This is a genomic window from Pseudomonas sp. LS.1a (assembly GCF_022533585.1).
In the GTDB taxonomy this organism is placed as follows: Bacteria; Pseudomonadota; Gammaproteobacteria; order Pseudomonadales; family Pseudomonadaceae; genus Aquipseudomonas.
The window spans coordinates 1,682,136-1,706,205 of record NZ_CP092827.1; the positions used below are offsets into that span (position 1 = coordinate 1,682,136).

Here is a 24,070-nt window from a genome sequence, read left to right on the forward strand (position 1 = left end):
TTACTTGTGCGTGATTTTCTATATGAATCGTTTATAGTTGGGTGGAATAACATACAGCTCGGGGTGACTGAGTAGAAGCCAGAGTACGCCTACGACCTGCTGGGGCGGCTGACCAAAGAAATCACCCCCGACGGCACGCTCGGCTACGAGTACGATCCGCTCGGCAACCTGACTACGCTGACCCTGCCGAATGGCCGCAAGGTCAACCACCTGTACTACGGCAGCGGGCACCTGCACCAGCTGAACCTGGATGGCCAGGTGATCAGCGACATGGCAGGCGGGCGAGGTGAATATTCATAAGCTGTCCAATATTATTTATCTGCCTAAGTATGAGGAGAACCATCCGGTGCGAACGGTGCATCGTGGCTCTCACGCGCAATATAATTCGGCTGTAGAGAAGAAGCTGGATATTATTCACGAATACGGCAAGAAAAATGGCTGGACCAAAGCGGACTACCAGAAGGCTATTCACGGAGTCATGGTTCATGAGAGAAAAGGTCTGCGTGCAGGTAAAACGATGCTGAATAAAAACTCTGTTCGGGGAGCGACTTGTGGCTAAAAATTTTATACTTTCTATTTCAGATGACTATCCTGAAAGTTATTGGCTGAAGACAAAGATGTTGTCTGGTGAGGATTCTGGGATTTTCAAAGAGTGCGTGGTTGTAAGCAAGGATATAAAAGTCTGTTTCGAGGGGCCGAAAAGGGTCAGTACTTCCAAGCTCCTTAGCTATGATTTTTTTTCAGTGATGGGCCCAATTTGATTTCGCCGCGGCTCTACGAACTAATGAGGAGAGAAAGTATTTCTGGTGTTCAGTTTGTGGATGCGGATCTACTGATAGGTGAGGCTTCCTATACTGGTTACAAGATATTCAATGTTATAGGTAAATCACCAGCCTTTAACTTGAAAGAATCTGTTAGTGAGCCGTTACTTAGCTATATGCCAGATGGTCCGAGGTGGTTCAGTAAGATAGTTTTGGATAATGAGGCGGTGCTTTCTAGTGATGTCGTTAGGGCTGAAGAGGACAGCCCTACGATTGTGGTGACTGCTCGCGTCAAGTCTGTTTTGGAGAATGGCTTGGTGCGCGGGGTGCAGTTTAAGGATTAGATGCCTGTGCCGTCGAGTTTTCCCGAGAGTAATTTTCTGTGTAAATTTTTTGTTGTACGACTTTGATGGCGTGATCTTTAACAGCTAAAATAGACTGGCTCTGCCAAATTGCTGGCGGAGCCAAATATTTTTAGGGCAAATACGGTCAGCGCAACCCGCACGAGCAGGTGTACCTGGTGTGCACCGAGGGCGGCCACTACATCCTGCAAACGCGGGACAACCTGTTCTTCTACTTCGGCGAAGTGCCAGACACCAACACCGAAGTGCCGCTGCAACGCATCGAGAACGTTCTCGGTCACTTCCTGCATTTCACCCGCACGCCTGACGGTACGCTGACCGACATCAGCGCCACCGGCGGCACCCGCGTACACCTGCACTACGACCACCCGCTGGGTCGCCTGACCGACATCAATTGGTGAACAACGAATTTCTGATCGCGCCGATCTGGAAGCCTTGAGTGTTTCGTGACTTGGCTCTCGCTTTGCGGGAGGTATCAAGCTTGCCCTCAAAGGCATGCTGATTTACCCTCCGAACCGGCCATGATCATGGCTATTCGACACTCATGGACGACGATCACAGGAGTCACCAATGGAAGGCATCCCACAAACCCAATCCACCCCAGGCAACCTCAAGCCAAAATGGCGGGAGCGTTTCGCCTTCTTCGATCAGTACGGCGCACCCACCTCCGAGCCCTACAAAGCCGCTTTCCGCGCCTTGCCATTTGGCAAGAAGCTGCTGATCAACAACAACTTCATCGCCTTTTTCTTCGGCCCGATCTACTGGTTCGTGCTGGGGCTGTGGAAGAAGAACCTGGTCATGCTGGCCATCATGATCGCCATCGGCGTTCTCCTGAGCTACTACGAGATCGCGACGGGTAGCGAGATCCCTCGCCCGGTGGATAACGGCATCAGCATGGCGTTTGCGTTTCTGTACAGCTTCCTGACCAACCGTGCCTACTACCTGAAGCAGACCAAAGGGCAGCAGAGCTGGAACCCGTTCGAGGGGCAGCGGTTCATCTGAGCCGTCAGCCAGTTCAACCGGTGCTCGCAGGTTGATGAAGCCCTGATCACGGTCTCTGTAGGAGCGGCCTCGTGTCGCGAAAGGGCCGCAAGGCGGCCCGGCGATTTTGCGGTGATGCGCAGATCCTGGGGGCGCTTCGCACCCCTTTCGCGACACAAGGCCGCTCCTACAGGGGTCGCGCATGTCTTGGGGCTGTGTAGTCAGTGCCGGGTGATATCCCCGGTTTGCCGGTGCAACAGCAACTCGGCCAAGGCCTTGGTCATCTGTACGTGATGCACCGCGTTGACCAGTATGTTGATGCCGGGCTCGCCGGCATTGGCGCAGATGTATTCGTCCAGCGAGTCTTCGATGCCGGCCATCAGCTGGAGGGGTGGATCAGGGCGTCAACCGAGGGTGTGTCCTGGTTGATGGTGTAGAAGGGGCGGGCCGTTAGTTTTACGGGTGGATCGGGGACGATCTTTTTCATGATTCAAACCCTTTGCTTGATCAGAGAATGCCACCACCGCAACCTTCTCACGGGTTTAGGTGGCAGCCGTGCGCGGGGTGAGAAACCGAGGAAGCAAAGGAAAACTCGGCCAGACCGAAGTCTGCCCGCGCGCGGCCGCCATGAAAGCTGACGGAATTTGCTTATCGTCGGGTTCTCACACCCGGTCACCGAAGCGACCCGGAAACGTTATCCGTGAGGTGTTTCCCCGACAACAGCGATAGTTCGGCAGCGCGCGTAGGATAATTCCTAAGCGGGTTGATCTTGAAGCATTGGGGTGCAGGTTCAGAAATATCTTACGGTGGCACCGGCTGCGCCGGTGTTCGCGGGCACGCCCGCGAAGAGGCCTGCACAGGCAGCACATCACTTGGGATAGAGCGGCGGCAGGCTGCCGTTCTCGCCCGCTGGCAACAACACCTGCTCAGCCGGCGGTATCGTCCCAATCGCCCGCCACAAATCCTCACCCTGCCAATACTGCCCGCTCTCGCTATACAGCGCCCCGTTCAACCCATCCAGTGCATCCGACAACGGCACGAACCGCGCCGCCATCTCGGCCAGGGTTTCCGGCTGCTGGCGGGCCCAGGCGTCCAGCGCCTGGCGGGTTGCCTGTGGGTCGTTGGCCTGGCACGCGCGCTTGAGATCATCCAGCAAGGTACGCGGGCTCGGCCCGGCCTGCGCGGCGCGCAGCACCGCTGGCTGCGAGCGGGCGCGCCACCACAGGGCAAAGCCCAGCACGGTGGTGAGGGCGAACACCAGGGTGGCCAGCTGCCAGGGCCACAGCAAGCTGCTGGCATTGCTGTTGTCGCCAACCGGGGTGTCGGCGCTCAGCGCCGGGTTGTCCTGCACATTCAGCGTACGCGCCGGCAGGCTGCTGTGCTCCAGGTGGTCTTCGCGGGTGTTCCACCAGGCCACTTCCAGCGCCGGCAGGGCCAGCGTACCGCTGTGGGTCGGCACCAGGGCTTCGCGCTCTTCGCGGTTGGCGGTCATGCCGCGGTCGCTGATTTCGTTGCGCAGCAATGGCTGGTCGGGGTACCGGCGCAGGCCGGTGATTTCGGTGGCTGGCAGCGGTGGCAGCTGGGTGCTGGACAAGCCTTCGGCACGCAAGGTGATGTTGCGGGTCAGCGAGTCGCCAATCTGCACCTGCGGGTTGCCAGGGTCGGGGTTCCAGTGCTCTTCCAGGGTCAGGCTGCGGGCCGGTAGCCACGGCACGCCAGCCGGCCAGGCCGCCGGAATCGGCCGTACGGCCAGGCGTAACGGCAGCGAGCTGACCTGCACCTGGTGGCCGGCCCGGGCCGTGCCGTTGGTTTGTGGGGCTTCGTCCGGGCTGGCGGCGGCGGTAGCGGTGAAGGTCAGCGGCGGGATGTCGAGGGTGCCGCTTTGCTGGGGATACACGGCATAGCGGGTTTCGATCACGCCGTGACGGACGCCGTTGATTTCCTTTTCATAGGTGCGCGATTCACCCAGCGGTTCGACTTTGGCGTTCTCCAGTTGCAGCGGGCTGAGGCTGCTGTCGTCGTACAGTGCCACCGAATGGTAGATGCGCAGGGTGAGTACGGCCTGGGCCTGGACGTAGACCTCGTTGCTGTCGAGCGTGGCTTCGATGAACACCTGCGAGGCGCTGTCCTGGCGGCTGGCGTCGGCCTGCAGCACTTGCAGTTCGATGGCCTGGCTGTGCGACTGGCCCAGTTGCAACTCGGGGATACGCAGGCTGCCACTGCGCCGTGGCAGCAGGGTGATGATCCAGCGGGTGCTGGCGCGGGTTTCGCCGTCGAGGCTGTGCAGGCTGTTCAGCTGGCGCGTGCCGCGCACTTCGAAGTCACCCTCCAGCGCGCGCAGGTCGGGCTTGCCGAACTGGGTGACGTCCTGGCTTTCCAGGGTCAGCTCCAGGCTTTCGCCAGCTTCCAGGCGGGTACGGTCAACGCTGGCCTGCAGCACTGGTTCGGCCTGGGCCAGCACGGCCCAGAGCAGGCTGAGGAGAAAGACGCCGAAGCGACTCATCGTGGGGTTTCCTGATGCAATTGCTGTTCATACCAGAATTTGCGCCGCAGCAGCTCCGCCGGGTTGTCGGGGATCTCCCGCAGCCATTGTTCCAGGGCCTGGCGCTGTTCGGCATCGAGGCTGGTCGATACCGGGCGCTGCGGCGGCTGGATGACGCTGTCATCCGCGCCGGCCTGGTTGCCGGGTGCTACCTGGCTGTTGCTGCTGCCTTCGCCGGGCTGCTCGGCGCTGGGTTGTTCGTCGTTGCCGGGCGTGCCCTGGGCCGGGCTGTTGGCCGAGCTGCTGTTGCCTTCGGTTTCGCTGCCGGGCGTGCCTTGGGCATCGCTGCTGGCCGGTTGCTCCTCGGCCTTGGCCTCGCGCTGTTGCAGCAGTTGCTGCACCAGCGCCTGGTTGTCCAGCGCCGCCTGCAGGTCGGGTTGGCGTTCCAGGGCTTGTTCGTAGGCGTCCAGGGCGGCTTCCAGTTCACCGCTGCGGGCCAGGGCATTGCCTCGATTGTAGTGGGCGGCGGCCGTGTCGCCTTGGGAAAAGGCTTCGGCGGCACCGCTATAGTCGCCCGCCTGGTACAGGGCCATGCCGCGCCATTGCGGGTCCTGGAACTGGCGCGCGGCGCTGGCTGGGCGGTTTTGCTCCAGCAGGCGCTGACCTTGCTGGTCGGGGCGCAGCCACAGGTCATTGAATTCGAAGGCCTGGCTGGGCTGGGGCAGGGCCAGCAGCAGCGGCAGGCAGAACAGCCAGCCGCGTCGGCCGGCACAGGCGGCCAGCAGCAACAGCGGCAGCAGCAGCCAGTAACCCTGGTCGGCCCAGCTGTCCAGTTGCAGTGTCCGGCCGTCGTTGCGCCCGGTGCGCGGGTTGTCGAACAGGCCCAGGCCACGAAGGTCGAGGTCGTCGATACGGGCATGCCGGTAGCGCCCGCCCGTGCCGCTGATGAAGCCCTTGAGGCTGGCGCTGTCCAGGCGCGGCAACAGGATGCCGCCCTGGTCGTCCTTGAGGTACTCGCCGTTGGCCTGGCGCACCGGTGCGCCTTCGCGGCTGCCGATGCCCAGCATCAGCAGGCTCGGGCCCTGGCGGCCGAGGGCCTGGGCGATGCCTTGGCGCTCCGGGGCGCTGAGCGACGAGCCGATCAGCAGCAGGCGGCCCTGGCCCAGGCCGCTCTGGGCCAGCAGGGCCAGGCCTTTTGCACGGCCAGGTCGGCCCGCTGGCCGGGTTTTGGCATGATCGACGGGTCGATCGCCTCGAGCAGGTTGCGGCTGGTAGCCAGGTCGTCGGACAGCGGCACCAGGGTGTGCGCGGAGCCGGCATAGACCACCAGCGCGGTCTGACTGTCACGACGGTGTTCCAGCAGGTCGAGGATTTTTGCGCCGCGCCTGCTCCAGGCGGTTGGGCGGGCTGTCCTCGGCGAGCATCTGTGGGGTCAGTTCGAGGAGGATCACCAGCGGGTCGGCCGGGCGCTGGCGGTTTTCTTCCACGCGATGCCAACTGGGCCCGAGCAGGGCCAGGATCACCAGCATCCAGGCCAGGCCCAGCGCCACCCACGGCAGTTTGCTGGTGCTGCCGCTGCCACCGCCTAGCAGTACGCCATGGAACGCCGGCGGCAGAATCATCTGCCAGCGCCCGGCGCGCTTGCGCCGGTGCCACAGTTTGTACAGCAGCCAGCCAAGCAGGGGCACGGCCAGCAGCCATAGCGGGCGCAACCATTGGGGCCACAGTTCGATCATCGCCGCCTCCTCAGGCGCAGGCGCTTCAGGCGCTGGCGCCATTCCGGATGCGGTTGCAGGAAGCGCGGCTTGCGCAGCAGGCGCTGCAGCAGGTTGTCGGGCCATTGCACGGCCACCACCAGCAGCACGCTCAGCAGCAGCGCCAGGGCCAGGGGCCAGGCATAAAGGGCCTTGGCCGTGCGTGCCTGGGTCGGTTGCTGGGCCACAGGTTCGAGCTGGTCGAGGGTGTCGCCGATGGCGTCCAGTTCGGCGCCGTCATGGGCGCGGAAGTAGGTGCCGTGGGTGATGTCGGCAATTTCCTTGAGCGAGGCTTCGTCCAGGTCCAGGCTCGGGTTCAGGCCGAGCAGGCCAGGAGTGCCACTGGCCTCGGGGTTGGCGCCGATACCTATGGTGTAGATGCGCACGCCTTCCTGAGCGGCCAGGCGGGCGGCGGTCAGCGGGTGGATCTGCCCGCCGTTGTTGGCGCCGTCGGTGATCAGCACCAGCACCCGGCTTTGTGCCGGGCGTTGGCGCAGGCGCTTGACCGCCAGGCCAATGGCGTCGCCGATAGCGGTGTTCTTGCCGGCGATGCCGATCTGCGCTTCGTCGAGGAAGGTGCGCACGGTGCGCCGGTCGAAGGTGAGCGGGGCCTGCAGGTAGGCCTGGCTGCCGAACAGGATCAGGCCCACGCGGTCGCCTTCGCGGTCCTGCAGGAAGTCGCCGAGCAGCGCCTTGACCAGGTCGAGGCGGCTGATGTCTTCGTTCTGCCACTGCATGTCGGGGAAGTCCATCGACCCGGACACATCCACCGCCACCAGCAGGTCGCGGCCGCTGGCGGCCACTGGCACCGGGTCGCCCAGCCATTGCGGGCGGGCGGCGGCGCACAGCAGCAACAGCCAGATGACGACAAAGGGCGCCTGCTGGCGCCAGGTCGGCAGGTTGAGGCGCGCGCGGCGCCCGGCCAGGCCTTCCAGCTCGTTGAGGAAGCCCACCTTGAGCACCGGTTCGCCGCTGTCGGCGGCCGGCAGTACCAGGCGTGCCAGCCACGGCAATGGCAACAGGGCGAAGACCCACGGCCAGGCCAGTTCAAACATGCTTGCGGATCCAGGTTTCGACGGCCTGGCTGAGCCCGGCGATGGCCTTGTCATCGAGCTTGCACTCGGGTTTGTAGGCGCCCTCGACCAGCACCATCCAGCGGGTCAGGCCGGCGGCCGGGCAGCGGTTGTCGAGAAACGCCAGCCACTGGCGGCCATTGAGGGTATGGCTGTTGGCGCCCGGGTAGTGGCTGCGGCACAGGCGCTTGAGCAGGGCGTTGATCTGTTGCAGCCAGGCCCCGGCCGGGGCACCGTCGTAGGGGCGTGGCAGGCGGGCCAGTTCGGCCAGCGCTTCCACGCGTACCGGGTCCAAGGGCTGCTCGGCACGCACGATGCGGCGTTTGCCCGGGCGCCAGCGGCGCACCCGCCACAGGCCCCAGGCCAACAGCGGCAGCACGGCCAGCAGCAGCCACCAGCCGGGTGCCGGTGGCCACAGGCCGATTGGTGCTGGGGCAATCAGCGGTTGCAGTTGATCAAGCGGGTTCATTGGCCGCTGCTCTTCATGACGCGCTCCGTGGCCGCTGGGCGTTCAGGTATTCGCGCAATTGCTCGATCATTTCGCTTTGGGTGCTCAGTGGCATCAGCAGCACGCGCAGCTTTTGCGCCATCAGCTCCCAGCGCTCGATGCGTGCTTCGGCCTGCTGGCGGTAGGCCTGGCGCAGGTTGGCGTCCAGGGTGTCGAGCTCCAGCTGCGCGCTGCGCTGGGCGAAGCGCAGCAGGCCGGCGGCGGGCAGGGCGTGGTCGAGCGGGTCGGACACCGGCATCAGCAGCAGGTCGCAATGGCGCGAGAGCATGGCCAGGTGCTGTTCCACCTGGGCGGTGAGCGAGCGCTCATCGCAGATCACGATGGCCAGGCTGCCGGGGCGCAGCACTTCGCGGGCGCGGCGCAGGGCCAGGCCGAGGCTGTCGGCCCCGGGCGTGGCCTCGGTGTGCAGCGCCTGGTTGACCTTGGCCAGGCGGTTGAGCAGTTGCAGCAGGCTCTGCTTGCTGCGCCGGGGCTTGATTTCGTGGTGTTCGTTGTCGCCGAACACCAACCCGCCGATGCGGTCGTTGTGGCCCAGCGCGGCCCAGCCGAACAGCGCCGCAGCCTGGGCGGCCAGCACCGACTTGAACATCAGCCCCGAGCCGAAGAACAGCCGTTGGCTCTGCTCGACGAGGATGAAGATGGGCCGTTCGCGCTCTTCGTGGAAGAGCTTGGTGTGCGGTTCCTGGGTGCGCGCGGTGACCCGCCAGTCGATGTTGCGCACATCGTCGCCGGCCTGGTACACGCGCACCTGGTCGAAGTCCACGCCGCGCCCGCGCAGTTTGGAGTGGTGCAGGCCCACCAGCGGGCTGCGCTGGCCGGGCCGGGAAAACAGCTGGATTTCGCGCACGCGGTGGCGCATGTCGATCAGCTCGGCAAGGCCGATGCGGATGCCGGGTTGGGCCAGCGAGGCGGTGGGCATGGGCTCAGGCAACGGCGACGACGTCGAGGATGCGCTGGACCACGCGGTCCTGGTCGATCCCCGCCGCCTCGGCCTCGAACGAGAGGATGATGCGGTGGCGCAGTACGTCGAACAGCACCGCCTGGATGTCTTCGGGGCTGACGAAATCACGCCCGGCCAGCCAAGCGTGGGCGCGCGCGCAGCGGTCCAGCGAAATGGAGCCACGCGGGCTGGCGCCGTAGGCGATCCAGTCGGCCAGTTCGGCGTCGAACTTGGCCGGGGTGCGGGTGGCCATCACCAGTTGCACCAGGTATTCCTCCACCGCGTCGGCCATGTACAGGCCGAGGATTTCCTTGCGGGCGGCGAAGATGGCCTGCTGGCTGACCCGGCGCTCGGGCTTGGTCTCGCCGCCCAGGGCTTCACCACGGGCCTGCAACAGGATGCGCCGCTCTACCGCAGCGTCGGGGAAGCCGATTTTCACGTGCATCAGGAAGCGGTCGAGCTGGGCTTCGGGCAGCGGGTAGGTGCCTTCCTGCTCGATCGGGTTCTGTGTGGCCATGACCAGGAACAGCGGCGACAGGTCGTAGGTGCTGCGACCCACGCTGACCTGGCGTTCGGCCATGGCTTCGAGCAGCGCGGACTGCACCTTGGCCGGGGCGCGGTTGATTTCGTCGGCCAGCACCAGGTTGTGGAAGATCGGCCCCTGCTGGAACACGAAGCTGCCGGTCTCCGGGCGGTAGATTTCGGTGCCGGTAATGTCGGCCGGGAGCAGGTCGGGGGTGAACTGGATGCGATGGAACTGCGCCTCGATACCTTCGGCGAGCTCTTTGATGGCCTTGGTCTTGGCCAGGCCCGGCGCACCTTCGACCAGCATGTGGCCGTCGGCCAGGAGCACGATCAACAGCCGCTCGACCAGTTTCTCCTGGCCTAGGATCTGGGAAGAAAGAAAGGTGCGCAGCGCGATCAGCGCTTCACGGTGTTCCATCGGTGACGGTTCCTGGTGTGGGGCCGCAGGCGGCTGGAGGCAACTGCCCTGGCAAGGGGTGATACTTTAATCCATCCGGGGGTGGCGACCAATGGCGGTAGGGAAATTTATCCTTGCCCGGGGCCAGCAGGTCCGGAAATGTCCTGCATATGACTGGCCATTGACTGATGTTCCGCTGCGGCGTGTTGGCGCCTGCTTGTGTTTTTGCGCAAGCAGGAGGCACGAGGATGGACTTGAACAGCGGCAGCACAGCACGTATTACGCCGGTCACCCTGCGTTTTGGCGTGTTCTTTGATGGGACCGGCAACAACCTGAGCAATGTGATGCCGGCGGATGCTCCGGGGGCAAGGGTGCCAGTTATGGCAACGCCTTGAGCAATGTGGCCCTGTTGCATGCGCTGTATCCGGCGCAGGGGGCACGGCTGATGAGACCATGGTGTTTCTGAAACGCTATGTCGAGGGCGTGGGCACCCTGGCGGGGGAGGCGGATAATGCCTATGCCTCGGCCACCGGGAGTGGGCGTCTGGGGGCCGAGGCGAGGGTCGCCGAGGCCTTGGCGGGGATTGCCGGGCAATTGCAGGACTGGCGGCAGGCGCATCCGCAGGCAAGGGTCGAGCGGGTCGAGTTCGACCTGTTCGGTTTCAGTCGCGGCGCGGCGGCGGTGCGGCATCTGGCCAACCTCCTGCACGATGGCGGCGACGAGCGCTTGGCTGTGCCCTGCGAAATCGGGATCAACTTCATCGGCCTGTTCGACACGGTGGCGGCGATCATCGCGCCACTGCAGGGAGACCTTGACCCCGCCGATGACCGCAATGGTGGCTTGCGTCTGGGCCTGGGCGCGGACATTGCCCGGCAAGTGGTGCAGTTGGTGGCGGGGGACGAACAGCGGCACAACTTCCCGCTGGTGCGCAGCGACCATGACATCGTGTTGCCGGGCGTGCACTCGAACATTGGTGGTGGTTACCCGGATACCACGCAGGAGCAGGTGCTGCTGTGCAAACCGCAGTCTCAGCGGGTGCCGCTGGATATGCGCGCCGAGCACACTCGTGTGCATGCCTCAGTCAGTGCGTTGCTGGCGTCGTCATTTGGCGAAATGGGCGCGCCCAGGCCACGGGTGCTGGCCTGGGAGGTTCCGATTGCCGGTGGCCGGTCGAGTGAGGCGCAAAAGCAGGTGTACGCGGCGGTGTACCGCGAGCGGGAAGTGGTGGGGCAGCTTTCCCGGGTGTACCTGAGCATCATGCGCGAGCTGGCGGTGCGGGCGGGGGTGCCGTTTGCGCCGTTGGGCGGGCAGGCTGAGCATCGGCTGCCGGATGAGCTGCTGGGCATCAGCCGCAAGCTGCATGGGTTTGCCTTGGGTGAATACGAACAGCCTGGGTTGACCGAGGATGAACAGCGATTGTTGCGCGACAGGTACGTGCATGCGTCGGCGAACTGGAATGCGTTGAAGGGGTTGCACAACAGTGTGCTGGACGTGCTGTTCGTCAATCGGCCGGCGGCAGGAGGGCGGGTGGCGCACGCGAACCCGGCAGCTTGATCAGCCTGTACCGGCCTGATCGCCGGCAAGCCGGCTCCCACAGGGATAGCGTGTGGGTTGCGATCATTGCGGTCGAGGTGGAGCAACGGTCTTGTTCAAAATCTCGAAGCGTGCGCAATCCTTGTGGGAGATTGCCCTGCCCTTTGGGCTGCGCTGTCGCACAGGGAACAATGTTCGAGAGTGTGTCACCTTCCCTTGTGGGAGCGGGCGTGCCCGCGAAGCAGACGACGCAGTGTATGGCACCGGCTTCGCCGGTGTTCGCGGCGGTTCGACGCCTCGACACGCCCGCTCCCACAGGGATTTGCGCCGGTCCCAGGCCTTGAAGGCAGTGCGATCGAGGTGGCAGCCGGCTTGCCGGCGATAGGGCTGCAACGCAGCCCCAGGGTTCATGCCGGGTGTCGACGTTTCCTGGCCGAATACGCTTCCTGTGCCAGGGTCAGCAGCACCGTCAGCAGCATGAACACGATCGACGCCACGAACACCCCGTTGGGCAGTTGCTGGTCGAGCATCCAGCCAAAGGCCACCGGCCCGAGTGCGCCGCCGATGCTGAAGCCGGTCGAGACCAGCCCGAAGGCTTTGCCCTCGGCCCCGCGTGGCGCCGCCGCCTTGACCAGCATGTCCCGCGACGGGGCGATGACCCCGGTCAGCAAGCCAATGGCGCCCAGCACCACTACCAACCCCCAGCCCCGCAGCAGCCCCAGGGCCACCAGCGCCGTCAACGCCGCGGCCAGGGCAAAGGCCAATGCCGCCACCAGGCCATGACGACGGGTCCGGTCAGCCAGGGCTCCACCGCATAGCACGCCCACGGCACTGCTGAGCAGAAACGCCGTGAGCGCCGTGTTGGCCCAGGCCAGGGTCAGACCTTGGCCCTGGACGAGCGCGGCCACGGAGAACTTTTCGATGGCACTGGTGCTCAGGTTGAGCAACATGAACAGCACAGTCAGCACCCCGAGCATGGGCGTGAACAGTCGCACACGAGCTGCTGGGGAGCTAGCGCTACCTGTGATTCCAGGCCTGGCGACCTGATAGACGCCACTGCCTGGCACCGATATCAACAGCCAGGCGGCAAGCCCCGCTGCGGCGCCTGCCGCCAGGGCTGCCTGTGCGCCCGACACGGCAGCAATGCCAAGAAACATTGCTGGCGTTACCGCCGAGCCGAGGAAGCCGGCAAAGGTATGGATCGAGAACGACCGCCCCAGGCGGCCTTGTTCGATGCCGTTGGCCAGCAGCGCATAGTCGGCCGGGTGGTACACGCCATTGGCCAGACCGGCCATGGCCATCGCCACCAACAGCAGCGTATAGCCGGGGCTGACAGCAACCAGCAGGAAGCTGAGGCTGCCCAGCAGCAAGCCTGCCTTGAGCACCTTGCGCGCACCGTAATGGTCGACGGCATAGCCCAGCGGCGCCTGCACCAGGGCGGAGACGATGTTGAACACGGCCAGGGCCACGCCGAGTTCGACGAACCCTACCCCCAGCAAGCCGGGGAGCACGGGTAGCAGCGCCGGGATCAGCATGATGTGCACATGGCTGACGAAATGCACGGCAGCAATTTGGGTTAGAAGCTTGGGGCCAGCTTTGGGCATGTCGATACCTGTTGCAGGGCGTGCGCACCTGGCGCACGGCAGGGTGTTGGAAAGCCCGCTTACCGGGGAGAGTGGCTGAAACCGGGGAGTCGGCCGTTCAGTACGGCATAGGCCAGCAAGCCTATGACCAGCCCCCAGAACGCGCCGCCTATGCCAAACAGGCTGATGTTGGCCGCCGCCGCCAGGAAAGTGATCAGTGCCGCTTCGCGCGAACGGGCATCGACCATTGCGCTGGCCAGGCTGGTGCCGATGGTGCCCAGCAGGGCAAGGCCGGCCAAAGTGGTGATGAAGGTGGCCGGCAGGGCCATGAACACACTGGCCAGGGTGACGCCGAACACCCCCACGAGGATGTAGCAGACACCGGCAGCGATACCCGCGACCCAGCGTTTGTCCGGGTCTTCGTGGGCCTCCTTGCCAGTACAGATGGCGGCGGTGATGGCCGCGATGTTGAAAGCGTGCGACCCGAACGGTGCCATCAGCAACGAGCCCAGGCCAGTGACTGCCACGATCGGGTTGGCGCTGGTCTTGAAGCCATCGTTGCGCAGCACCAGCATGCCTGGCATGTACTGACCGGTAAGGGTGATCAGGAACAACGGCAGGGCCACGCTCAGGGCGGCGTTGAGGGAAAAGGTGGGCGCGGTGAACAACGGCGTGGCGAACTCCAGCCTGAGCGCTGTCAGGTCCACCTGGCCCTGGAGCAGCAGGTAGCCCAGGCCCAGCAGCAGAATGCCTACCACGGCATAGCGGGCGGTGAAGCGTTTGAATGTCACATAGGCCGCGATCAGTAGCCCGGCCAGCGCGGGGTCGACCGACAGGCCTCCGAATGCACCGATGCCGAACTGCAACAGGATACCCGCCAGCAGCCCGGCGGCAATCCCGCCGGGAATGACCCGCACCAGGCGTTCGAAGTAACCGGTCAGCCCCAGGATCACGAAGCCGGCGGCCGACAGCAGGTAGGCGCCGATGGCCTCGCTGTAGGGCACGCTGGCCAGCGCCGTGACCAGGAACGCAGCGGCCGGCGTGGACCAGGCGGTGATCACCGGCTCGCGGCTGTACCAGGACAGGGCCAGGCCACTGAAGCCAACGCCGATCGATACGGCCCAGACCCATGATGAAGTCAGCTCCGGGCTCAGCCCGGCCAGTTTGGCGGCCTGGAACACCAGGATGAAGGTGCCGCCGTAATTGACGATGACCGAAACGATCCCCGCCACCACGGGGTGAAGGATGTCTGTCAGCCGGAGCGGGGTTGGTGCGGTGTGTGCGGGCGTGTTCATCGGGGCCTCGGGCGTTCTGGCGCATAGGGGTTGGAAAGCCTGGTTTTTATAGCGTTAGAATGGCCGGTATAGCCCAGCCACTTTTCGATACATGGCCATACCAATGTTCAAGCATGCACAACTGGAGTCGGTGAAAGCCTGGATCGGCGACCCGGCGCGCGCGTCGCTGCCTTTGCACGTGCGGATCCAGCGGGCGATACGCCAGCTGATTCTCGAAGGGGCATTGCCCGTGGGTAAGGCCTTGCCCGCCTCGCGTGCACTGGCGACCTCGCTGGCTGTGTCGCGGGACACGGTCGAGGCCGCTTATGGCCAGTTGCACGCCGAAGGCTTCATCGAGCGCCGGGTGGGTAGTGGTAGCTTCGTCTCACCCCGTACGCAGCACCTGCCGGCGCGCGCCCGGGGCCGAAGGGTGAAAGCCCCGGTCGAGCCGCCAGCGCTCAGCCGCCGGGGCCAGGCGCTGTGCCAGGAGGGCGGGGTGCACAATTTCTTCGTCCCTCGGCCGTTTGCGCCGGGGGTGGCAGAAACGCGCAACTTCCCCTTGCAGACCTGGGAAAAGCTGCAGCGGCAGGTGTTCAGGGAACATGGCACCCAGGCGCTGCTGCACAGCGCCGCGCAAGGCACCGAGCCACTGCGGCGGGCGATTGCCGATTACGTCAATCTCGAGCGTGGCGCACAGGCCACGGCCGATCGCGTGCTGATCCTCACCAGTTCGCAGCAGGCGTTCAGCCTGTGTGCCCACGTACTGGCCGATGCCGGCGACCAGGTGGTTATCGAAGACCCGGCTTACCATGGCGCCAGGAAGGCGCTGGTTGCTGCTGGCCTGCATTGCATTGCCGTGGCCGTGGACCCCGACGGCATGCAGGTCGAGCAGATCCCACGGTTGGCCCCCCATGCCAGGGCTGTTTTCCTGACCCCGTCGCACCAGTTCCCTACTGGCGTGACCCTGTCCCTGGACCGGCGTCTGGCGGTGATCGAGTGGGCACGGCAACAACGCGCCTGGATCATCGAGGACGACTACGACAGCGAGTTTCACTATGCCGGCAAACCCACCGCGTGCGTGCAAGGCCTGGATGCCCACGACCGAACGGTTTATATCGGCACGTTCACCAAATCCCTGTTCGCCGGCTTGCGCATTGCCTACATGGTCTTGCCGCCGCAACTGGTCGGGCCGATGACCGCAGCGCGGACGTTGCAGGACGGGCATACGGCTTCGCTGGCACAACTGACCCTGGCCAGGTTCATCGAAGGTGGGCACTTCGGTGCCCATGTGCGCTTGATGCGGACAATCTATGCCGAGCGCCGCGATGCACTGGCGGCGCTGGTGCAGGCGCAGCTGTCCGATTTTCTTGTCGCGCGCGTGCCGGCGGGCGGCATGCAGATGCCCTGTGTTTTCACCAGGCCGATGCCTGAAGAACTCGTGGTCAAGGCGGCGCAGGCGGCAGGCATAGACCTGTTGGGGCTCAGTGCCCTGTATGCGTCGTCGAGGGGGAGGCGGGAGTGTTGATGGGGTTTGCGGCGCATACCCCGGGCGAGCTGGCGATGGCCGTGGCGAAACTGGCGAAGGTATTGCGCCAGGTCGAGGCCAGCCAAGGGGGCGCAAAGCTGTTGCGCTGAGGCCCGGCAGCAGGACGCCGCCGGGGCAGTTGTCGCGGTCAGTTGGCCAGCTCTACCAGCAGGCTCTTCAGATAGTCGCAGCCTTGCGCATCCAGCGGCTGCAGGGGCAGGCGTGGCGCGCCGACATCCTGGCCGAGCATTTTCAAACCGGCCTTGATGGTGGTGGGCAGACCACGGCGGGTGATGTACTCCAGCAGTTCGTACTGGCGGTAGAACAGCGCGCGGGCTTCGGCCAGGTCGCCTTGCTGCACCGCGTCCCAAAGCGCCAGGTTCAGCGCCGGGATCAGGTTGGGTGCGGCGGTGCACCAGCCGGTGGCGCCGGCCACCAGGGCTTCCAGGGTGAGCGGGTTGCAACCGTTGTAGAAGGCCACCTGGCCATCGGTGGCCTTGAACAGGCGGTGCATGCGCTGGATGTCACCAGTGCTTTCCTTGACCATGGTCACATTCGGCACTTCGTTGAGGATGCGCAGGATCAGCTCCACCGACAGGTCGGTGCCGCTGGTGCCGGGGTTGTTGTAGAGCATGACCGGAATGTCGATGGCCGCACCCACCGCATTGTAGTGGGCGACCACTTCGGCTTCGGTGAGCTTCCAGTAGGAGATGGGCAGCACCATCACCGCGGTGGCGCCGCATGCCTGTGCCAGGCGGGCGCGCTGCACGGTACGTGCGGTGGTCAGGTCGGAGACGCTGACCACGCTGGGCACGCGGCCGGCAATGCGCGCCTGGCTGAAGCGCACCACCGTTTCCCATTCACTGTCGGACAGGTAGGCGCCTTCGCCTGTGCTGCCCAGCGGTGCGATGGCGTGTACGCCGTCGGCGATCAGGCGGTCGATGGACGTGCCCAAGGCATCCAGGTCGAGCGTGCCGTCTGGCGTGAAGGGAGTGATGGTGTAGCCGATAACGCCGCGAATTACAGGTGTAGACATAACCAGGCACCTCTGCCGTTGTTAAGGAAAGGGTACAGCTTCGATCAGCCCAGGCAATCGCCATGGGCACGCAAGGCACGGCGTGCGTAGTAGCTGAACGCGGCGCCATGACGTTTGGGGGTGGAGATCCAGTCGTGGGCTTCCTTGCCCAGGGCATCCGGGATGGGGCGGATGTCACCGGCGCCCATGGCCAGCAGCTGCATCTTCGCTGCGCGCTCGAACAGCAGGGCGAGCACGCAGGCTTCCTCGATCGAGCGGCCGGCGATCAGCAGGCCGTGGTGGGAAAGCAGGATCGCGCGCTTGTCGCCGATCGCCCTGGAAATGATTTCACCTTCTTCGTTGCCCACCGGTACGCCGGGCCATTCCTTGAGAAATGCGCAGTCGTCGAACAGCGGGCACAGGTCCATGTGCGAGATGGCCAGTGGCACTTCCAGCATCGACAGGGCGGCGCTGTGCAGCGGGTGGGTGTGGATGATGCAGTTGACGTCGGGGCGTGCGCGGTACAGCCAGCTGTGGAAGCGGTTGGCCGGGTTGGCCATGCCGCGGCCTTGCAACACGTTGAGGTCTTCGTCGACCACCAGCAGGTTGGAAGCGGCGATCTCGTCGAAGCCCAGGCCGAGTTGTTGCGTGTAGTAGGTGCCAGGCTGCTCGGCGCGGGCGGTGATCTGCCCGGCCAGGCCGGAGTCGTGGCCACCGTCGAACAGGATGCGGCAGGTGAGGGCGAGTTTTTGTCGAGGGGTGTAGGTGTTGTCGGCCAGCGCCGTCAGCATCTGCTGCTGGGCGAGTTTGACCAGTTGGTCCTTGGGGGTCTGCATGGTGGTCGTCATGGGCGGTACCTGCATGGGGAGGGGCGATGGATTGCTGATCGGCGAGGAACGCCGTCAGGACACAAATGCGATATTAATGACACAAAGTGTCATATGCAAGCGATGTGTCATCATCAGCGCCAGTCATCTGAGACTGCGCGGGGGAAGGTATGGCGGGGTTGTCAGAGGTGGTGCAGGGCAACGATTGGCAGGCCAGCCCTGGTCAGAGGGCTGGCACGTGCCCTTCAAGGCGCGCCGAACAGCATCGTCCAGTAAACGCCGTTATCGCTACGCGAGTTCTCGGCAAAGGCCGCACCTACCTGGGTAAACACCGGGTTCATCAGGTTGGCGCAATGCCCGGGGCTGGCCAGCCAGCCTGCCATCGCCTTGCTCGGTGACCCCTGGCCTGCGGCAATGTTCTCGCCGATCTGTCGCCCACGGTAGCCGGCATCCCATGCCCGATCCGCGGGTAGATCACCGTCGAGGTCGCGGTGCGCGAAGAAATTGTCGTTGGCCATCGCCCGGCTGTGGCGCTGCGCCGCCGTTCCCAGGGCGGTGTTCCAGGTCAACGGCCGTGCAGCGGCAAAGCGCTTGCGACCACACAGGCGCGGCTTCGCCCGTGCAGCGTTCACCTGTGCCAGCAGCGCGTTGCTTGCCGATCGCCTATCGCCAAGCTGGGCATCGAGCAGGGGCCGAGCCAGCAGCACCCGCCATTCGTTGCGTGAGCGACTCACACCGATATCGGCATATTGGCTATCGAGCAGGGCTGCGCAGTAGTCGCTGCGGAGCATGTCAAAGGCCTCCTCGGCATCTTGCGCGCCGACCAGGCGGATGGCCCGCACCTTCACCGCCTGATAACCCGCAGCCTTCAATCCTTCTCGCAAACCCCCGTCGTAGCCGACCGGCAATGCCAGTTTCGGTTTCAGCACCAGCGGCGTCGAGCCCCGGACAATGCGCCGCTCGCAGCGTTGTGGCTGGGTGCGATAGTCGTTGATGGCTGCCACCAGTTGCCTTTCCCCGCTGGCATGGGCGGGGTTGGCGAACAGGTGGAAAAAAGGGATGAAGCAGAGCGAGACAAAGGGGGAGCGACGGACTGCTTGGCGCATGGGGTGAATGGCTCTGTTGGATAACGACGGCAAGGCCGATTTGAGGGCTCGGCTAAGACTGTGCGGCTCAATACAGGTTCACGTGTACGCGGTACAATTTTTCGCGGGTACTCAACTTGAATGCTGCAACAAGGTAAACCGCAATGACACAAGCTACCGATCAGGCTTTTTACGACCGCGCGGATGCGCATATCGAACTGGCGAACCAGCAGATCGAGAAAATGGAAGACCTGGGCAAGGTCAGTGCCTCACTGACCTTCGGCGCCTCGCGCTTCAATGCCTGGATGAGTGCCCGCAGTTTCAAGACCAGTGCCGAACTGGCTGCCGCGCGGGAGGAGCTGTTGAAGTATTTCTGCGAGCAATACCGGATGATGCTCGAGGACAACCTGGACGAGCACATCGAGCATTTTGACCGGTATGTGCTGGGCAAAAGCGACTGAACCATGGGGGCGCGATCTCATGGAACTGCACAAGGCTCATTGAATTAGCAGGGACCCTGTGGGAGCCGACCGCTTGCGAATTCAGTCTTCTACCCGCCAGCGCAGCCTTATCGGGCCTTCTTTTCCAGAATCCGCGCCCCGGTACCTTCCTTGCCCAGCACATCCTCGGGGTTGCGCAGCGGGCATTCTTCCAGCGACAGGCAGCCGCAACCAATGCAGTTGTCCAGGCTGTCGCGCAACGCTTCCAGGGTGCGAATGCGGGCGTTCAGGTCTTCGCGCCAGGCGGTCGACATCTCGCCCCATTGCGCTGCCGTGAGTTTGCTGTTGGGCGCGTAGCGGCTGAAGGCCTGCCTGATTTCCTCAAGCGGAATACCCGTGCGTTGCGCCACCTTGATGATGGCCAGCGTACGCAACACCAGCGAAGGATAACGGCGCTGGTTACCCGCCGTACGGATGCTGGCGATCAGCCCCTTGGTCTCGTAGAAGTGCAGTGCAGACACCGCCACGCCGCTGCGTTTGGCCACTTCACCTACCGTTAGCATCCGTGTGTTGTCCGCTGTCATGCCTGCCGACCTCAAGTTAAGTTGAGCTCTTATAGTCCTGCCCGATCTCCTTCGCAACCGCTTTCCCCGGAGCACGCCCGGCGCTCCCACCGCGACCGCATTGACCTCAAACCATGCGCGAACGCTGCGGGAGCTGGCTTGCCGGCGATGGGCCGCATAGCGGCCCCGATTGCCCGATCAGGGCGGCGACCGATCGCGGCGTATCTGGGTAACCAGGGTAAAGCGGTCATCCGGGTGCACCGTCTCGGAAACCGCCATCAGGTCGCCGTTTTCCTCGCGGTAATGGCGAATGATCTTCAGCCCCGGTGAGCCTGCCTCGGCCTTCAGCACCCGGGCCATTTCCGCGGTCAGCAACACTGCCCGCACCTGCTGGTCGACCACTGCGATCGCCCGGCCATAGTGCTGCTCGATCAGCCCTGCAATCAGCTGGTCGGGGTGCTCGCGGGCCAAATCTATGACCGCGGCATAGTCGCGCTGCGCGTACACATCGGTCCAGCACAGCGGCGCCGCGTTGTGGACACGGTCGACGCGGACGCTCGACACGCAGAAGTAATGCTCGCCCGGTACCAGCCCCAGCCGCGCCGCCTCGCTCAGGTCGGCGACGAAGTGGCGCACGTCCTGGATTTCCCGTTGCTGGGTTTCCGCCAGGTGTGCCAGGTCCGCCACGCTGGCCAGTGACTGCGAGTAGCCACCGCGCGGGCTGCTGGCCTCCACCCGGGTGCCCACGCGCTTGCGCCGCGATACCAGCCCTTGGTTGAGCAACTGGTTGATCGCCGCGCGCACCGTGTGCCGGCTTACATCGTAAAGGTCGCACAGCTCGAACTCGGTCGGCAGCAGGCTGCCCACCGGGTAGCGGCCGCTGGCGATGCCCTCCATCAAGTCCTTTGCCACGGTGGTATAGCGCGTCGGGTTCATGCCGTTGGTCTGTCTCGCGAATTTGTAGCAGCGCCAGGGGCGCAAAGCGGCACCGGAAATCAGGCCTGGGCGGGCAGGCTCATATGCAACAACGGGAACGGCCGGCCTTCGCCGTCCAGCGCTGAGCGGCCGGTCTGGATGAAACCGTAGTGCCGATAGAACCCCACTGCCTGCGGGTTTTGCTCGTTGACATCGACGCTCATCGTGCTGCGCGACTGACGGCCGAAATCCAGCAGCGCGCGGCCTATGCCCTGGCCGTGGCGTTCGGGGTCGACGAAGAGCATCTCCACGTGGTTTTCATTGAAGCCGATGAACCCCAGCGGGCGGTCATCGGTGTCTACCGCAACCCAGAGTTCGACGGCCGGGAGGTAGACGTCGCGCAATTGCGGCAGCAGCGCCTCGATGTCGGACGCTTGCAGAAAGTGATGGGTGGCGCGCACGGCGCGCAGCCAGATGTCGAGCAGCTGCGGGTGGTCTGCAGCGATGCTTTGGCGAATGATCATGGAGTCATGCCTGGGCGGTGTATGGCCTGGGGAGTGCGGGATGAAGGAAAAGGGTACCCGGATTGTGTGGGGCGGGGCAATGGACGGTGGGGCAGGACATCAGTTGATGTGTCGGCCGGGCCGGCCCTTTCGCGGGTAAACCCGCTCCCACAAGCACGGCACTGCCCTCGAGCCCGGCGCCGTACCTGTGGGAGCGGGTTTACCCGCGATCTCAGAAGCCCGCCTCCAGACCCAGCAGGTCCTGTACCGTCTGCCTGCGGCGAATCATCCGCAGCGCCCCAGCCTCGATCAGGAACTCCGGCAGCAAAGGCCGGCTGTTGTAGTTCGACGACATCGACGCGCCATAGGCCCCGGCGTCGTGGATCACCAGCAGGTCACCCACCTGCGCCAGGGCAGGTCATGCGGGGTCAGTTCCTGGTCATCCTGGGTAAATACATCGCCCGACTCGCACAGCGGCCCGGCCACCACGGTCGGCTGCCGTGGGCGCTCCACCGGCTGGCCGTTGGCGTCGAGCAGGGTCATGCGGTGGTAGGCCCCGTACATCGCCGGGCGCATCAGGTCGTTGAAGCCGGCATCGATCATGACGAAGGTATTGCGGCCCACCTGCTTCACGGCGCGCACCTCGGCCACCAGGTAACCCGATTCCGCCACCAGGAAGCGCCCTGGCTCGATCTCCATGCGCACGGGGTGGCCCAGCATCGCTTCGATTTCCTTGCGTGCCACGGCCCAGGTCCGGGCGTAGCGTTGCAGGTCGACCGGCTTGTCGCTGCTGCGGTACGGGGTGGAAAGCCCGCCGCCAATGGAGAACGCCTCGATGTCCACGCCCAGGCGGCCGATCAGCTCGATCATCGAGCGGGCCACTTGCTCCAGGTGCTGGTAATCCACCCCGGAGCCAATGTGCATGTGCACGCCCACCAGGTGCAGGCCATGGGTTTTAACGCAGGCCAGCGCTTCGCCCAGCTCTTCGTGCCAGATGCCGTGCTTGCTGTTCTCGCCACCGGTGTTGGTCTTGCGGCTGTGGCCGTGGCCGAAGCCGGGGTTGATGCGGATCCACACGCGGTGGCCGGGAGAGCGTTCACCCAGTTGGCGCAGCATGTCGATGGAACCGGCGTTGACTTCGATCTTCGAGGCCACCACCCGCTCCAGGGTCGGCCGGTCCAGCGCATCGCAGGTCAGCACCACGCCGGCAGGGTCGCCATCCACGCTTGCACCCGCGGCAAAAGCCCGTTCCATTTCGCCCAGCGACACCGCATCCAGCACCAGACCGTGGGCGCGCATCAGGCGCAGCACATGCAGGTTGGGGTTGGCCTTCTGGGCGAAGCGCACGGTGTCGAACACCTTCAGCTGTTCGACCCGTTCGGCGATGGTGCCGGCGTCGTAGGCCCACAGCGGCGAGCCGTGCTGGCGAACTGCGTCGGCCAGAAGAGTGAAGGGTGCAGTCATGGTGGCGTTACTCATATAAGGAAGGCCACGAGGATGAGCCAAAGCAGGAATTCAGAAAAATAGCTATTTTTCTGTCGGTCATTCATATCTGATATGACCATTGCCGACTTACCGGGTTTTGCCATGAAACTGTCCGTCCGCCATATTGAAGTGTTCCGCGCCATCATGGCCGCTGGCAGTGTCACTGGTGCGGCGCGCCTGCTGTTCACCTCGCAGCCCACTGTCAGCCGCGAACTGGCGCGGCTGGAGCAGGTAACCGGGCTGAACCTGTTCGAGCGCGAGGGTGGGCGCCTGGTGGCGACCGCCCAGGCGTTGCTGCTGATCGAGGAGGTTGAGCGGGCCTACGTAGGGCTGGAGCGCATCGACCGCTTTGCCCAGGCCATCCGCAATTTCGAACAGGGTCGGCTGGCCATAACCTGCCTGCCGCTGTTTTCCCAGACCTTGCTACCCAAGGCTTGCCAGCGCTTTCACCAGCAGCACCGGGGCGTGAGCGTGAGTATCCTGGCGCAGGAGTCGCCTTTGCTGGAGGAATCACTGGTGGCCCAGCAGCATGACCTGGGCCTGACCGAGGTCGAGCAGATACCGCGTGGCGCCTACGGCGAATTGCTGTTCAGCGCCAACATGGTGTGCGTGCTGCCCGAGGGGCATCCGCTGCAGGCCCGGGCCGAGCTGGAATTGAGCGATTTTCACGAGGTCGACTTCATCAACCTGGCCAGCCTCGACACCTACCGGCAGCGCCTGGACCAGCACTTCCGTGCGGCGGGGGTGAACCGCCGCACGGTCATCGAGACCACCAGTGCTGCCTCGGTGTGCGCCATGGTCCGGCAAGGCCTGGGGTGGCGATCATCAACCCGCTGAGTGGGCTGGAGGCGGCGCAGGGCGGGTTGCCGATTCGGCGGTTGCGGGTGTCGGTGCCGTACCAGGTGATGCTGATAAGGCCGGACCATCGGCCGGCTTCGGCAGCGGTGGAGCCGTTTTGCCAGGCGTTGCGGGTGCAGGCCCGGGAGATGCAGCAAGCGCTGGCATGATCGTTGTGGGGGGAACTGCCTTGCACAAAACCTGAAAGCTGGCGCGATCACTGTGGGAGCGCCGGTATTCAGTTCGTTACAGCTCGCAGACGAAGGTACCAGTCCCGGCCAGGATGTTCTCCAGGGTTTCCTTCACTTCATCCATGTCACTCAACTCGCTGGTCAGGTTGATCTCCAGCACCTCATCGCCCTTCAGTGCATCGCGGTCGCCGGCCGCCACTTCGATCAGCAGGCGCTTGGCGCTCAGGGTCACTTTCAACCCGTCCAGTGTCGACGGCTCGTCATCCAGGGTCAGGTCGACGGTGTCTTCGTCCGGGTAGCGGGTCAGCAGGAACATCTGACCCTTGTCGCTGTGGCAGCACAGGGTCGCCATGTTGTCTTCCTCGTCATCGCAAGGGGTGGCGAACAGCAGGGCAGTATTGATTTGCATGGACAAGGCTCGGATCAAAGGAAACGGAAGGGAATTCTGACAGTCTTGCCGGCAGGCATAAACGTAAAGTTACCGCCCCTTGACCGAAATTGTCGCAGCGCT

At 64.3% G+C, this 24,070-nt stretch carries 18 protein-coding genes and 7 pseudogenes; 8 read left to right on the plus strand and 17 right to left on the minus strand.

Annotated elements, in window-relative coordinates; translation table 11 throughout:
- Positions 1-75 precede the first annotated feature (75 nt).
- From MKK04_RS07770 to MKK04_RS07785, 4 genes and pseudogenes are all read left to right on the plus strand, one after another.
- A pseudogene (locus tag MKK04_RS07770) lies at positions 76-273 on the plus strand (hypothetical protein); the annotation flags it as partial.
- 13 nt (positions 274-286) lie between these two features.
- A complete protein-coding gene (locus MKK04_RS07775) occupies positions 287-559 on the plus strand; it encodes an AHH domain-containing protein (RefSeq protein WP_241106433.1) in 273 nt (90 codons plus the stop codon).
- 689 nt (positions 560-1,248) lie between these two features.
- A pseudogene (locus tag MKK04_RS07780) lies at positions 1,249-1,515 on the plus strand (hypothetical protein); the annotation flags it as partial.
- A 178-nt stretch (positions 1,516-1,693) separates the two neighbouring features.
- A complete protein-coding gene (locus MKK04_RS07785) occupies positions 1,694-2,125 on the plus strand; it encodes a DUF2628 domain-containing protein (protein ID WP_233687134.1) in 432 nt (143 codons plus the stop codon).
- A gap of 200 nt (positions 2,126-2,325) precedes the next feature.
- Here MKK04_RS07785 and MKK04_RS07790 read toward each other — a convergent pair whose 3' ends face one another.
- From MKK04_RS07790 to MKK04_RS07820, 7 genes and pseudogenes are all read right to left on the minus strand, one after another.
- Positions 2,326-2,484, minus strand: coding sequence for a hypothetical protein (locus MKK04_RS07790; protein ID WP_241106434.1), 159 nt, complete (start codon positions 2,482-2,484; stop codon positions 2,326-2,328).
- A 488-nt stretch (positions 2,485-2,972) separates the two neighbouring features.
- Positions 2,973-4,607: a BatD family protein gene (locus MKK04_RS07795; RefSeq protein WP_241106435.1), complete on the minus strand. Its 1,635-nt coding sequence runs from the start codon at positions 4,605-4,607 to the stop codon at positions 2,973-2,975.
- Positions 4,604-6,322 (minus strand): annotated as a pseudogene (locus MKK04_RS07800) (tetratricopeptide repeat protein). The gene MKK04_RS07795 and the pseudogene MKK04_RS07800 overlap by 4 nt, the downstream one beginning before the upstream one ends.
- Positions 6,319-7,395: a vWA domain-containing protein gene (locus MKK04_RS07805; protein ID WP_207831791.1), complete on the minus strand. Its 1,077-nt coding sequence runs from the start codon at positions 7,393-7,395 to the stop codon at positions 6,319-6,321. The pseudogene MKK04_RS07800 and the gene MKK04_RS07805 overlap by 4 nt, the downstream one beginning before the upstream one ends.
- The gene (locus tag MKK04_RS07810) at positions 7,388-7,882 is read right to left on the minus strand and encodes a DUF4381 domain-containing protein (protein WP_085625249.1); all 495 of its coding nucleotides are present in this window, start codon (positions 7,880-7,882) and stop codon (positions 7,388-7,390) included. Before MKK04_RS07810 ends, MKK04_RS07805 begins: the two co-directional genes overlap by 8 nt.
- Before the next feature lie 13 nt (positions 7,883-7,895).
- Positions 7,896-8,840, minus strand: coding sequence for a DUF58 domain-containing protein (locus MKK04_RS07815; protein ID WP_207831788.1), 945 nt, complete (start codon positions 8,838-8,840; stop codon positions 7,896-7,898).
- A 4-nt stretch (positions 8,841-8,844) separates the two neighbouring features.
- The gene (locus MKK04_RS07820) at positions 8,845-9,804 is read right to left on the minus strand and encodes an AAA family ATPase (RefSeq protein WP_013971644.1); all 960 of its coding nucleotides are present in this window, start codon (positions 9,802-9,804) and stop codon (positions 8,845-8,847) included.
- Between the two features lie 227 nt (positions 9,805-10,031).
- Between MKK04_RS07820 and MKK04_RS07825 the strand changes: the two are divergent.
- Positions 10,032-11,337, plus strand: a pseudogene (locus tag MKK04_RS07825) (T6SS phospholipase effector Tle1-like catalytic domain-containing protein).
- 386 nt (positions 11,338-11,723) lie between these two features.
- On the opposite strand, the gene MKK04_RS07830 reads toward MKK04_RS07825, so the two are convergent.
- Complete coding sequence (locus tag MKK04_RS07830) at positions 11,724-12,920, minus strand: MFS transporter (protein WP_233687131.1); 1,197 nt, start codon at positions 12,918-12,920, stop codon at positions 11,724-11,726.
- A gap of 59 nt (positions 12,921-12,979) precedes the next feature.
- Positions 12,980-14,194: a benzoate/H(+) symporter BenE family transporter gene (locus MKK04_RS07835; protein WP_207831782.1), complete on the minus strand. Its 1,215-nt coding sequence runs from the start codon at positions 14,192-14,194 to the stop codon at positions 12,980-12,982.
- Positions 14,195-14,297: 103 nt separating this feature from the next.
- Between MKK04_RS07835 and pdxR the strand changes: the two are divergent.
- Positions 14,298-15,808: pseudogene (gene pdxR / locus MKK04_RS07840) on the plus strand (MocR-like pyridoxine biosynthesis transcription factor PdxR).
- A 38-nt stretch (positions 15,809-15,846) separates the two neighbouring features.
- On the opposite strand, the gene MKK04_RS07845 reads toward pdxR, so the two are convergent.
- From MKK04_RS07845 to MKK04_RS07855, 3 genes are all read right to left on the minus strand, one after another.
- On the minus strand, positions 15,847-16,734 hold the full coding sequence (locus MKK04_RS07845; protein WP_241106436.1) for a dihydrodipicolinate synthase family protein: 888 nt from the start codon (positions 16,732-16,734) through the stop codon (positions 15,847-15,849).
- Positions 16,735-16,778: 44 nt separating this feature from the next.
- On the minus strand, positions 16,779-17,561 hold the full coding sequence (locus MKK04_RS07850; RefSeq protein WP_207831776.1) for an aldolase: 783 nt from the start codon (positions 17,559-17,561) through the stop codon (positions 16,779-16,781).
- 224 nt (positions 17,562-17,785) lie between these two features.
- Positions 17,786-18,646, minus strand: coding sequence for a CAP domain-containing protein (locus MKK04_RS07855; RefSeq protein ID WP_207831774.1), 861 nt, complete (start codon positions 18,644-18,646; stop codon positions 17,786-17,788).
- Positions 18,647-18,789: 143 nt separating this feature from the next.
- Here MKK04_RS07855 and MKK04_RS07860 point away from each other — a divergent pair, with 143 nt between their 5' ends.
- On the plus strand, positions 18,790-19,086 hold the full coding sequence (locus tag MKK04_RS07860) for a DUF3144 domain-containing protein (RefSeq protein WP_207831772.1): 297 nt from the start codon (positions 18,790-18,792) through the stop codon (positions 19,084-19,086).
- Positions 19,087-19,193: 107 nt separating this feature from the next.
- On the opposite strand, the gene soxR is transcribed toward MKK04_RS07860, so the two are convergent.
- The 4 genes and pseudogenes from soxR to lysA all read right to left on the minus strand — a co-directional run bounded on the left by soxR (position 19,194) and on the right by lysA (position 22,510).
- Entirely contained in the window at positions 19,194-19,649 is a 456-nt protein-coding gene (gene soxR / locus MKK04_RS07865) for a redox-sensitive transcriptional activator SoxR (protein ID WP_207831770.1), read from the minus strand.
- 177 nt (positions 19,650-19,826) lie between these two features.
- Positions 19,827-20,564, minus strand: a complete 738-nt coding sequence (locus MKK04_RS07870) for a GntR family transcriptional regulator (protein ID WP_241106437.1) — start codon at positions 20,562-20,564, stop codon at positions 19,827-19,829.
- Between the two features lie 59 nt (positions 20,565-20,623).
- Positions 20,624-21,067: an acetyltransferase gene (locus MKK04_RS07875; protein WP_063913847.1), complete on the minus strand. Its 444-nt coding sequence runs from the start codon at positions 21,065-21,067 to the stop codon at positions 20,624-20,626.
- Between the two features lie 211 nt (positions 21,068-21,278).
- A pseudogene (gene lysA, locus MKK04_RS07880) lies at positions 21,279-22,510 on the minus strand (diaminopimelate decarboxylase).
- Between the two features lie 123 nt (positions 22,511-22,633).
- On the opposite strand from lysA, the pseudogene MKK04_RS07885 reads away from it, so the two are divergent.
- A pseudogene (locus tag MKK04_RS07885) lies at positions 22,634-23,538 on the plus strand (LysR family transcriptional regulator).
- 76 nt (positions 23,539-23,614) lie between these two features.
- Here the strand turns inward: MKK04_RS07885 and MKK04_RS07890 are convergent.
- Positions 23,615-23,968: a hypothetical protein gene (locus MKK04_RS07890; protein WP_013971664.1), complete on the minus strand. Its 354-nt coding sequence runs from the start codon at positions 23,966-23,968 to the stop codon at positions 23,615-23,617.
- Positions 23,969-24,070 lie beyond the last annotated feature (102 nt).